Consider the following 12,118-nt stretch of genomic DNA (forward strand, 5'->3'; position numbering starts at 1 on the left):
GCTTTATAAAGGTAAAAGCCGCAACTAAATTAAATTAATATTTAGTTGCGGCTTTTATTTTAAATATATCTGCCACGATAGGGAAAACGACTTTTCTTGTTTAATCAATACTTTTAGAGGTTTTGGTGACAAATTCTAATGCCCGCTCAAATCGATCGGTTCCTTTAACAATAACTGCGATTTTTTCTGATCCAGAAATGGCAGCCCCTTGAAAAATCGTACTATCAGTTATATTTATGCCATAAAGGTGTTCGGTATTATCATCCTCGGTTTGATCATATAGGAGGCGATCCTTACCTGCAACTTTAAGGGCTTCGGATGAGATATCATCTAAACTTAAAAAAGATCCGTTACTTACTAATATGTCAAATTGGTGTGCATCAACGATTAATACATCGGGTGATGATTCAGTAAGTATTGTCTGACTTTTTACAGCTGCTCCTAAATCCTGTTGTGAATTTGTTTCTCTAGGTGAATAAAGTAAATCTACCTTAATACGATTCCATTCTGCAAACATAGCTGTCAAATTGTTTTGAAAAGGTGAAAGGTCCTCATTAATATATTCACCAAATAAAGTTACATTAAGTGCTATTGGCGTTTGATCAGCAAGTTCAGCCTGTTTACTTTTGCTGTCGACTACGCTATTGATGAGAGAAATAACCAATATAATTACAATAAATAAACCTAAAGCAGGGTATTTATAGTAGTAAAAGTAGTGTTGGAAGTTACTTTTGAAAGATTTTTTCCAAGAAACTTCAATTTTATCATTCATTTCATTTAGTAAATAAGCTCGCAAAACTGTATAGGCTTCATTTGTTTGATCCGAATTTATTTGTTCAATCGTATTTTCATCTTTTTTAAGATAGTTTAATGTTTGTTGTTTTTTAATTAGAATTAAAAATCTTTTTTCAACATCTTCAATGGTTGCGCCTTCTTGAAGACCTAATATTTGATATGCCGTCTTTATGTCCATTTGATCACATCCCTTATGTCTTGTAGCTGTGCATAGCATACCATGTATAACATCACAAATCAGAAATACATAAAAAACTGTTCTTAATTAATTTATAATTCGAATTCCTCGTAAATAGTTTCAATTATGTGTGAATCCAAAAACCTACGCTACTATCATTTTAACAGTAAGAGTACGAAAGTGACATAGCGTCACAGAAGTAGTTTGGTCGAAAGCAGATTTAATAGAGAAGTATAATAGATAGGCGCATAGAAGAGTAATACTAGACAATCTGAGCGGTCCCTACCTACCAGAAATCAATTATGATTAATTTACCATTATGTAACGAAAAAAGCATATAATATTTTAATAACTATTCTTGCGTTGTCTAGGAGGAAAACACATGCATTTATGTAAAATGGAAAAAATTCATTTATCTATTCTATTTATCTGTTCAATTATCTTCATCTACTCATTTATAAAGACTAGAGATTTAATAAATCTAGCCTTTATGTTAATCGTTGTAGCATATCTTGTTCGGTTAATTATAAATAAAATAAGAAGAAGTAATAATGACTAACACTCTATGAATTACACTAAAAATCCAATCGTAAATTTAATAATTTCAATTTTACTTTTCTCTTTTTTAAATTTAGTGATTTTTAATGGAATCTTAGATAAAAATGTAGCAACATGGGAGTATATAGGTTTAGTGATTTTTTATTTGATTACTTTAACTGCAATTACTTCCCGAATAATAAAAATAATTTCAAATAAAAAACACAGAAATGACTTTGACGAGTCAGAGGAGACTAGACAAAAAGATACGATTGACGGAAATAAACGAAGAAAGTAAACTAGCTATCAATTTTTAGTCGGTTTGCTTTCTTTTATTTAAATCTGATTCTAAGTTAATTAAACTAACTAAATAAATACGTTTAGATAACTGATATGTATGTTAAAATAACTAGATACTAGCATGTACATAACTAGGCGGAAATAAGTGATGTCTAGATAAAATAGAGGAACAAGGACGGGATACAATGTCAGATCAAACAGCCATTTCGCGGATTTTTGAGTATTTACTAGCAGTGCAAAATTTAAATGAAAAAATTCCTCTTAGAATCACAGCCTATCAAAAAGTGTGGTGGCAAGAAGATTTACCAAATATTGAGGGGTGTTTCTTAAATGGAACAGGTTCGATAGATGTAGCGTGGATGGAAATACATAAACAAAAAATTCCTGTAGCACCGACGCCTCCTGCACGTATTATTAACTGGATTGAGAATTGGGAGGAACCTACGAAACAACCCACAACAGCTGAGACATTTCAAGATAATAAAGAGCGAACCAAGATCTATAACGAATGGTTGAACAAGAAATGGGTGCCGTGGTCAGAAGAAGCAGCTAGTAAACTAGTTATTCAATCTGTATATGATTACCTATTTGCAATTTATCAAGAAATCCAACGAGAAGGCGACGATTTAGAAATTAACTGGGGGCATGGCCTCTTAAATTGGCAAATAGAAAATGAAGCGATTCAACGCCATTTAATCGTGACAAAAATGGAGCTTCAATTTGATCCGAAAAAAGGGATATTTGCGCTTGTTCCAACTAGTAAAGGTAAACAGGTCGAGACAGATATGTTCGCAAACGTGCCAGTTCCGAATAGGACACGAATTTTAGAAAAGACCTCCGAGCTAATGGACGCCGAGTTAGATCCATGGGATGAGCAGTCTATCGAGCCTTTATTTGAAGAAATTGTTCAAACAATGAGTTCAGATGGTAGATACAGTAAGGAGACCGCGAGACCGACATTGCTAGAAGCGGAGCCACTGATCACATATAGTCCGGCTATCTTTATCCGTAAAAATGGTGGGCGATTGTGGGTAAATGAACTGACTACTGCTATTGAGAAAATAAAGGATGGCTATCCTGTCTCACATATAATGAAACAATTAACGACGATTGAGGAAGATGTAGACCATTCTGAACGTGAGGCTAGCAAGAGAGAATGGGAACATGTAGGTGGGAATCTCTTGTTTCCTTTAGAAACGAATAATGAACAACGGCTGATCGTTCAAAAGCTTGCGAATAATGATGGTGTCCTCGTACAAGGACCTCCTGGTACAGGCAAAAGTCACACGATTGCAAACCTGATCAGTCACTTACTTGCTCATGGAAAACGTGTGCTTGTAACAAGTGAAAAAGAACGGGCATTACAAGTGATTCGAGATAAAATTCCTGAACAAATTAGAGCATTATGCGTGAGTGTACTCGGTGGTGATGCTAGGTCGGTAAAAGAGATAGAAGAATCAATTAAACATATCGCTGAGAGTTTAGATAACAAGCAACCAGAGATTTTAGAGAAGAATGTTAGAGATTTAACGAAGGAAATAGACACAACCAAACGAAAAATCGAAAAATTTGATAACTTAATAAATGATATTGCCGAAGCGGAAAATACGACAATTGAATTAGGTTCTGACCTATTCACACCACTTGAGGCTTCCCTTTGGTTAACAGAACATCAAGCACATAACTGGTTACCTGACCCGCTCGATCTTACTACGGCTTTTCCACTTACAGAGCAGGAAAGTAAACGTTTCTTTCAATTGCTCGGGGAGATTACGCAGCAAGATCAACAATCATTTGCCATGTATCGTCCTGCAACAGACGCTTTAGTGGAACCACCAGTTTTTGATCGTGCTGTAGCTGCTGTTGTTTCGATTGAAGAAGAGGCAACAAAGTTAGCGCCGCATATAGAAAATTGGGAATTAAACGATCTCACTTATAGCTTTTCAATTGATGAGAAACGAAACCTGACAAGGGACGCAATAAATAAGTTGACCTATCTGCAAGAATCGTCGTGGCGTGCCTTAATTTTGAATGAAATAGTAACAGACCCGACGCGATTAACAGCTTGGAATGACTTCTACTTGGAAACAGCTGAACGGTTAGCAACGATTGAAAAGCTTACGAATGCAATAATAGAGGATGATATTGTTGTCCCAACTGATCAAAATATCAATCTAGTACTAGAGGACCTACAAGCGATTGAGACTCGATTAGATGAGGACAAATCGATCGGATGGTTGTTCCAAAATATCTTTGGACGAAAATATCATTATCTATTTGAGACAATCAAGATAAATGGTTTACCGATGCGTTCCAAAGAAGACGTCGTGAAGATACGAAAGCACGTTGAGAATAACATGCAGATTAAAAAACTAGTCTTAAAATGGAATAGAAGCCTAAGTGGATATCAAGGGCCATCAATTGCAGAAGACCAACCGCGATTGCCTGTTACGGTAAAGCTTTTATTAGAAGACATCTGTACAATACTAAGCTGGGATAAGGAAGTCATTAGAGAGCTTGAGCTAATTCAAACAGAAATGGTTATACCAGCAAAGCCTGTCTGGGATTCTCTTGAGTGGTTTACCTTCTTAGAAAAGGGCTTAACGGCTATTCATTTCAAACAGAAGTTACATGAAGCGGAACAGATTTTCGAGCAAACGACAGACCATTTGAATAAAGAGAGTTTACATGCAAATACCCATCCATTGCTTGATGCATTATGGAATGCTTGTCAAAACAAGCATTCGACTGAATGGAAAAATGCCTGGAATGAACTAAGACGTTTGGAAAACCTTAAAAATCGTTTTGAGCTGTATCAAGCGTTAAAAGAAAAACTACAAGAAGCTGCGCCAGTTTGGGTAGAACAGCTAGAAGCGCTAGGTGGACATGGTAAAGTTGTAACAGCCCCACATGATCTTCAGCTTGCTTGGAAATGGCAACAACTGACTTCATGGATCGAAGGAATTCATGATCGACCGAAGTTAGAAGAAATTGAAGAAAACTTGCAATTAGAAAAGAAGAAAGAAATACGATTAATCAAAGAACTTGTTGCTACATCAACATGGAAAGCGCAGATCGAACGGACAACAACAGAACAAAAGAGAAGTCTATTTGCATGGATGAAGGCAATTCAACGTATTGGTAAAGGTACAGGTAAATACGTGGATATATATCGCAAAGAAGCAAGTAAAGAAATGGCAATAGCGCGAGGTGCCATTCCAGTTTGGATTATGCCAATTAAAAGTGTGATTGAGAATTTGGCTTTAACTGAGGATCAGTTTGATGTGGTAATTGTCGATGAGAGCTCACAAAGTAATCTATTTTCTTTAAGTGCTCTTTTGCGAGCGAAAAAGGTAGTAATTGTTGGTGATGATAATCAAATCAGTCCGGAAAGCGTTGGAACAGACATTAGTGATGTGCACGAACTGATCGAAAAATATCTTGCGGATGTACCTAATAAACTTCAGTTTGAAATGAAAACGAGTCTTTATGATACAGCAAGTCGCGTATTTGATAGTAAAATCATTCTAAAAGAACATTTCAGATCTGTGCCTGAGATCATCGCGTTCTCCAATGACTTTATGTATGGTGGAATGATTGATCCATTACGCTTGCCACTTGGTAAAGGAGCCTTAGATCCGCCAGTACGTGCTGTTCATGTCAAAGAAGGCTTTCGAAAAGAAAAAACTAAAAAAGCAATCAACGAACCAGAAGCGCAAGCAATCGTAGAAGAAATCGCAACTATTTGTCAGGATAAACGCTATCAAGGTAAAACACTAGGAGTAATTTCCTTACAGGGACATGACCAAGCAAAACTAATTGAAAATAAATTGCGTGCTGTGATTGGTGAAGAAGAAATGGTCAAACGCAAATTAATTTGTGGGGATGCTTATTCTTTCCAAGGTGATGAACGAGATGTTATCTTTTTATCGCTCGTTGCAGCACCGAATGTCCGGATTAATGCAATGACTTCTCGCTCTGCTTACCAACGTTTTAACGTAGCTGCCAGTAGGGCACGTGATCAAATGATATTATTTCATTCTGCTGATTTAGACGATCTAAATCCAGAAGGTGTTAGGTATAAATTAGTAAAGTACTGTAAAGATCCACTAAAAGCACAACATAAGATAGAAGAAGTAAACGATAACTTCGACTCGAAACTGGAAGAAGACGTTTTTCATATTATTAAAGAAAAAGGTTACCGTGTCGTTCCGCAAGTTCAGGTAGGAACTGTCGGTAAAAAAATTGATCTCGTGGTCGAAGGCATGCGCAACCGTCTTGCGATCGAATGTGACGGCGATCATTGGCACGGTCTAGATAAATGGAAAGATGATATGGACAGACAACGTGTTCTCGAACGCGTAGGTTGGACATTTTGGAGAATAAGAGGCAGTGACTTTTATTTAGACAAAGACAAGTCATTAGAAACATTATGGCTGAAGTTAGACGAGATGGGAATTGAAAAAGCAGAATAATAGAAGAAAGCCTCTACGTTTGGTGCATAACGTAGAGGCTTTCTTTGTATCTTTTAAAACATATTTTGATCACGAAGCTTTTTCATGCTCTTCTATCTTTCTAGTTGGCCATCTATTTGCAACAAACGTAATGGTGAAAGCTAATACAAAAGGAACAAGCATGGCAATAATAAACCCAACTGGGTTATTCGCAAGTAAAGGTGCGGTGAATGTTGGCACATACGCTGTTCCACGTACATCAAAGAGACCAACTAATGCACCACCAACGCCACCTGAGAATAATGCCCCTGCAAACACCCATTTACTAGAGAACATAAATGGATAAGCAGATTCAACAAATGTACCAAAGCCCATATTAATCGCAAAACCAGGAGTAGCAACGGCTGCTTCCCCTTTATCACGAGGACTGATAATATTGGCTAAGTTAATACCTGCAGCAACCATCACCAAACCTACCATATCGACTGCACCTAGAAAACTATTACCCGTTTTCTCCATTTCCAATAAAACAATTGGAAGAATAGCTGCGTGATACACGCCACCTAGAATTGCTGGCCAAATTAATATGCCTGCAATTAATCCAGCAATAATGGGGTTAAAAGCTACGGTTACTTCGATTAGATCCTTAATTAAATCGCCAAATGTCAATGCAATCGGACCGATGAAATAGTAAACTAATAGTCCAGCGATTAAACCAGCGAATCCTCCAGAGGCAATGTTGACAGTGGTCATCGGAAACCGCCATTTAACAAATTGTTGAAACAGCACTCTAACGAGTAAACCTGCAATAATACCACCAATCATTCCACCGATAATACCACCATCTATAGAAAGTACCCCTGCTATGACACCAGCAACAATCGATACTTCATCTAATTCGGACACTTGTTTGGCTGCAATAACCGCAATGATAACTGGTAAAGCACCAATTAGTACATCAAACACATCTCCCAACATGCCAAAACCTGGTACCTTACTTAAAGCTAGAATAAGTGCCATTGCAATAAATCCAGGCAAAGCGGCCATCATAATCCCACGGATGTTGACATTTTTAAGTCCAGATCCATTCGACATATCTCTATTATTATCTGCTTTTCCTAGTAGAGGGCGATAGGAAATACCAAAGTGATTCGTAAGTGAGGTAACAAAGGAAACAGCTCTTGTTCGATTTGTTGTACCAGTAGTACCGGAAGTAGCAATGACTTTTGCACCCATTGAACTGATCAAAGCCATTGATGTACCACCAGTTCCAACGATTGGGATGCCACTTTCAATGGCAGCTTTTACTACTTGTTGGTTTGTTTCTTTGGGATCGCTGCTCATTACAATTAAACCGTCAATATCGCCGTCGGTTATTTTTTTTGCGAGCTTTTGATCTACTAAACGCGCTTGTTGATTGATTTCTGTTAAAGTTGTTTTACTAGTTTGATGAAATTCACCCGAATTATCTAGTGTCCATAACGAAGCGGATGTTGAATCTTTAGCAACATCCATAGATTCATTAGCTGAAATAAATTGAATAGCTTCAATCTCTAATGCTGTACTAGCAGTTTGATTAACTATCTCATTTAATAGCTTTTTTGGATCTTTCCCACCTAAATTATATAAGTTGCCACCACTGCTTCCTATAATCGCAATCTTTTTCATGTTTTAAAATCCCCCGATACTATTCTCTATTTTCTATTTTCAGTATAAACGAAAAAGATTTATTACGCTACTGTAGTAAAGCGATAAAGCGTGAAATCAGTATAAAATATATAAAACTTATTTTCATGAAATGAGATTGGTGACTTATGTTAAACTTATTTCACAAAGCTTAAAAGGAGAGAAAAAATTATGGCTCAAAACCTAATCTTTGATATGGATGGTACGCTTTTTCAAACAGATAAGATTCTAGAATTAGCTCTGGACGATACGTTTGAGTCGTTACGGGAACAAAATAAATGGGATTGCAAGACGCCTATTGGTACATACCGTAAGATTATGGGTGTGCCTTTACAAAAAGTATGGGAAGAATTACTACCGGATCATTCTAATGAAGTAAGGGCACAAACAGATGCTTATTTTTTAGATCGATTAATGGAGAACATAAAAAGTGGAAAAGGCGCTTTGTATCCATATGTGAAAGAAGTTTTTCAAAAATTAAAAGAAAACGATTGTGCAATTTACATAGCAAGTAATGGCTTAACTGACTATCTAAATGCAATTCTTAGCTACTATAAATTAGATAATTGGGTAACTGAAACATTTAGTATTCAACAAATAGATTCTTTGAACAAATCAGACTTGGTTGAGGTTATTATGAAAAAGTATAAGATTACACATGGTGCTGTAATCGGAGATCGGCTTTCAGATATAAAAGCAGCGAAAGATAATGGGCTAATTGCAATAGGTTGTAATTTTGACTTTGCAAGAGAAGATGAACTTTCTCAAGCCGATATAGTAATAGATAACCTAATGGAATTAGAAACGATAGTACCTACATTACATAAATAACGAGATAAGCAGTCGACTTTAACGTGGGAGGGTCATCTATGCATTGTGATCGTGTGTTGCATCAAATTGAAGTAGCTGTTAAAACAGTAATTAAAATAGTAGATACATTAGAGGAAGAAGATTTACAGAAAAAACCAACCGCTAATAAGCATTCAATAGGGCAATTATTAGAACATATAGCAGTAATTTGTAAAGCGGATTGGCTTATTTCTAATCAAGCAACGCAAGCAGAAATGGAATCCTTTTATTCAACTATATCGTATCAAACGTTAGACGCTATTAAAGAAGGTTTGCTTACTAATTTCGATTCACTTAAAAAGAATTATATGGCTTTATCTAAGGAAGAACTTCAATCTGAAACGACTTCGCATTGGGGTTTGGTATATACAAGGTATGAATGGCTATTAGAAATAGTAGCACACATCTATCATCATAGAGGACAACTACATGCTATGCTTGTGCATTGTTATGATAAGGATCCAGAGGTTTTGCTATTTGAATAGTTTTTAATTAAATAAAAGAAGAGAATGGATCCGTTTATATGAACGGTTCCATTCTCTATTTATGCGTTTACTTTTTGCATTTGTTTAGATGTCGATGGTTTAATGTATTTCGTTAATAGTGAACGCGCAATTGGTCCAACAAGTAGTAGCTGTGCTGGAAGTGCTACTATAATGTTTAACCCAACTGTTTTAAGGTACGCAATGAAAATTGAACCTTCAATACCTGTTGTTAAGGCCATTAAGATCAGTCCGTATCCTGACATAATAATAACCATTATCGGTACCATACAAAGTGATATTGCGATAATAATGTTTAATTGTTTCGATTTATCATATGGAAAAGACAAGGCGAGTTTGCGTGCTCTTGGTTCAACTACTGATTCTACAGCGAAAGCGACGACAAATGTTATCGCAAATTGAATGATTGCTCTCCCAAATGTGAATGATGCAAAACCGTGTAACATTGTATTGTATACCGTCATAATTAAAACCATTCCCGTACACATAAAAATAGCGAAAATGATCCCTTCTCTTTTATTACTTGGCAAATAAAAACATCCCTTCTCTATAAACATCTCTGTAATTATATCTGTTTAAAATTTTTATCATAAGTGACGATTTTGTGAACATTTAATTAAGTTAAATTACGTATTTTATAAAAAACTCTTGATTTTTAGAATGAATTAGTTACCAAGCTACAGGTTTGCATATTATCATTTCTGTTGGCTGATAAACATATAATATAACTTATTATATAGAAGAGAGGTGGTAGCTGTTGAATCAATATGGCATACCTGAAGTATTTGAAGCTGATGCGCATGGGATTGTGAAAGAGGTTTATCAAGATATTAAATATGTATTAAAGGTCCCTATTGTCAATTTTTTGTTTAGAGCATTAGCGAATTATCCCGAATTTCTGGTTCATGCATGGCAACAAGTGAGGCCAAACATGCTTAGCCTCAACATGGAATCTATGGCGAATGATTTACGATTTCCTCTATTAAATAAAAGCATACCCACTTATGATTTAAAAAAAGATTATTCCTCAAGCACTTTAAGTCATATTAACTATGTGGTTGCTACTTTTCAGTACGTTAATCCTAAACTACTTCTTATTGCGAGTGCTTGGATGGAAAGTTTGGCTGAAAGACCGATTGTGTCACAGAAGGTGGTGAAAGGAATAATTCAACCAGGCTTTTTTAATATGCCACCTATTGAAATGATAAAGGTAGAGACGGCGCCGTTATATGTAAAGCAACTTTTGTTAGAAGTTGCTAAAGAACATGCTTCATTTGATGTGGCAAGTGATTATAGAGCGTTGGCGTGTTACCCACGTTTTTTCGAAATGATGTGGCGAGATCTTAAACCATATATAAGCTCTAATGAATATACATTGCTTAGATCGAATTTGCTAAATCAAGCGATAAAACGTGTGCGTGAAGAAATGCCGTATCCGATCACACTAAACAGTCATCAGTTAGAACATATTTATGAACCCGCGCAAATAGCAGGAATTATGGGGATAGTCTCTTACTTTCATCGTTTTCTACCAGGCTTAATTATCGAGATTGAGTTTATCAGAAGATACCTTCTTGGGGAAAGTTAGTTTTGAAAGAACGAGGAAATCAGCAGCACTTGTGTCCTGTCTCAATTTGTAACAGAGCCCTTTCTGAATTAATTAGCTGTTAATTAATATTTCAGGGAAGTTTACACTAGGTATTCACCTATATCTAACAGATGCATATATTATGTTGAGATCAAATAATTTGGTGTAATAAAGATGGATGCTTTATTAATGTGTGTTGTTGAAATACTCCAATTAGATAACTTCATTTTATTAGGTCATTCTACTGGTGGTGCTATAGCAATTCGATATATGGCGCGTTATGAAGACCACCGGGTATCTAATCTTGTGCTTCTTGCTGCTGCGGCCCCTACAGGATTTTCACCAGAAACTGCTAACAACCTAATTAAGGAAGCATTAAATGACCGTCCTAAGATGATGCATGGAATAACAAATACTTTTTTCTTTCAATATATTTCTCGTCAGTTTTCAGATTGGTTTCAGCAAATAGGCTTAGAAGCTGCTAGTTGGTCTACTGCAGCAATAATTGTCACACTAAGAAACGAAAACTTAGATGAGATATTCAAAAAATAAATGTCCCTACTTTAATTGTTCATGGAGTTCATGACAAAGTTATACCATATCAAAGTGCTCAGAAACTAAATCAAAACATTAAAGGATCAGTACTTGTTCCGTTTCAATATAGCGGACATGGTGCTTTTTGGGAAGAACGTGACAAACTAATTGAAACAATAATAAAATTTGTATAAATCGCATTATCATTTATCCTTTACGAAAATGCTTTTAAGAGGACAGTGATGAATATTGTGTGGTATAGTAAAGTCAGTAGATTACTAAAGTAATCATACTAATAGTTTTATATATAAATATTTTCATTGACTTTGTGTTTCAATATGTTATAGTTATTTAGCTGTCGAAAAACAGTGTTTATGTAATAGCAATTTTGCCTTGTTGGCATAAGATATTGTTTTTAAATAAACTATTGACTTATTGATTTACAAATGGTATAATATTTTATCTGTCGAAATAAAAGGCAGTGCAATTGACCTTTGAAAACTGAACGAAACACACAGTATGTTAAGTAAGTAGAAACAACAAGCTAGTTAAGTATTTGAGCAGCAGGCTCGCATTTTATGGAGAGTTTGATCTTGGCTCAGGACGAACGCTGGCGGCGTGCCTAATACATGCAAGTCGAGCGCATGAAATAAGTGAATCCCTTCGGGGTGAAACTTATGGATTGAGCGGCGGA

At 35.9% G+C, this 12,118-nt stretch carries 10 protein-coding genes and 1 rRNA gene; 8 read left to right on the forward strand and 3 right to left on the reverse strand.

The genetic code is table 11. The features are described from left to right. Positions 1-100: 100 nt before the first annotated feature. On the reverse strand, positions 101-973 hold the full coding sequence (locus D2K62_RS16545; RefSeq protein WP_112180249.1) for a hypothetical protein: 873 nt from the start codon (positions 971-973) through the stop codon (positions 101-103). 382 nt (positions 974-1,355) lie between these two features. On the opposite strand from D2K62_RS16545, the gene D2K62_RS18830 reads away from it, so the two are divergent. Then, positions 1,356-1,532: a hypothetical protein gene (locus D2K62_RS18830; RefSeq protein WP_157967400.1), complete on the forward strand. Its 177-nt coding sequence runs from the start codon at positions 1,356-1,358 to the stop codon at positions 1,530-1,532. Positions 1,533-1,995: 463 nt separating this feature from the next. Continuing rightward, the gene (locus D2K62_RS16555) at positions 1,996-6,285 is read left to right on the forward strand and encodes an AAA domain-containing protein (protein WP_117161797.1); all 4,290 of its coding nucleotides are present in this window, start codon (positions 1,996-1,998) and stop codon (positions 6,283-6,285) included. A gap of 69 nt (positions 6,286-6,354) precedes the next feature. Here D2K62_RS16555 and D2K62_RS16560 read toward each other — a convergent pair whose 3' ends face one another. Beyond that, complete coding sequence (locus D2K62_RS16560; protein ID WP_117149525.1) at positions 6,355-7,932, reverse strand: PTS sugar transporter; 1,578 nt, start codon at positions 7,930-7,932, stop codon at positions 6,355-6,357. Positions 7,933-8,121: 189 nt separating this feature from the next. Between D2K62_RS16560 and D2K62_RS16565 the strand changes: the two genes are divergently transcribed. After that, positions 8,122-8,781 carry an HAD hydrolase-like protein gene (locus D2K62_RS16565; protein WP_112180252.1) on the forward strand — a complete coding sequence of 220 codons (660 nt, stop codon included), beginning with the start codon at positions 8,122-8,124 and terminating at the stop codon, positions 8,779-8,781. Positions 8,782-8,819: 38 nt separating this feature from the next. Next, positions 8,820-9,284 (forward strand): DinB family protein, encoded by a 465-nt coding sequence (locus D2K62_RS16570; protein WP_112180253.1) that lies wholly within the window; start codon positions 8,820-8,822, stop codon positions 9,282-9,284. A 59-nt stretch (positions 9,285-9,343) separates the two neighbouring features. Here D2K62_RS16570 and D2K62_RS16575 read toward each other — a convergent pair whose 3' ends face one another. Beyond that, positions 9,344-9,832: a DUF2798 domain-containing protein gene (locus tag D2K62_RS16575; RefSeq protein WP_117149526.1), complete on the reverse strand. Its 489-nt coding sequence runs from the start codon at positions 9,830-9,832 to the stop codon at positions 9,344-9,346. 227 nt (positions 9,833-10,059) lie between these two features. Between D2K62_RS16575 and D2K62_RS16580 the strand changes: the two genes are divergently transcribed. From D2K62_RS16580 to D2K62_RS16590, 4 genes are all read left to right on the forward strand, one after another. After that, positions 10,060-10,890 (forward strand): halocarboxylic acid dehydrogenase DehI family protein, encoded by an 831-nt coding sequence (locus D2K62_RS16580; RefSeq protein ID WP_117161798.1) that lies wholly within the window; start codon positions 10,060-10,062, stop codon positions 10,888-10,890. A gap of 174 nt (positions 10,891-11,064) precedes the next feature. Further along, a complete protein-coding gene (locus tag D2K62_RS16585; protein WP_369974660.1) occupies positions 11,065-11,442 on the forward strand; it encodes an alpha/beta fold hydrolase in 378 nt (125 codons plus the stop codon). A gap of 41 nt (positions 11,443-11,483) precedes the next feature. After that, positions 11,484-11,618, forward strand: coding sequence for a hypothetical protein (locus D2K62_RS19520; protein WP_369974661.1), 135 nt, complete (start codon positions 11,484-11,486; stop codon positions 11,616-11,618). A 381-nt stretch (positions 11,619-11,999) separates the two neighbouring features. Then, positions 12,000-12,118: ribosomal RNA gene (locus D2K62_RS16590) — 16S ribosomal RNA — on the forward strand; the annotation flags it as partial.

Source organism: Paraliobacillus sp. X-1268 (genome assembly GCF_003426095.1).
Classification (GTDB): Bacteria; Bacillota; Bacilli; order Bacillales; family Amphibacillaceae; genus Paraliobacillus_A; species Paraliobacillus_A zengyii.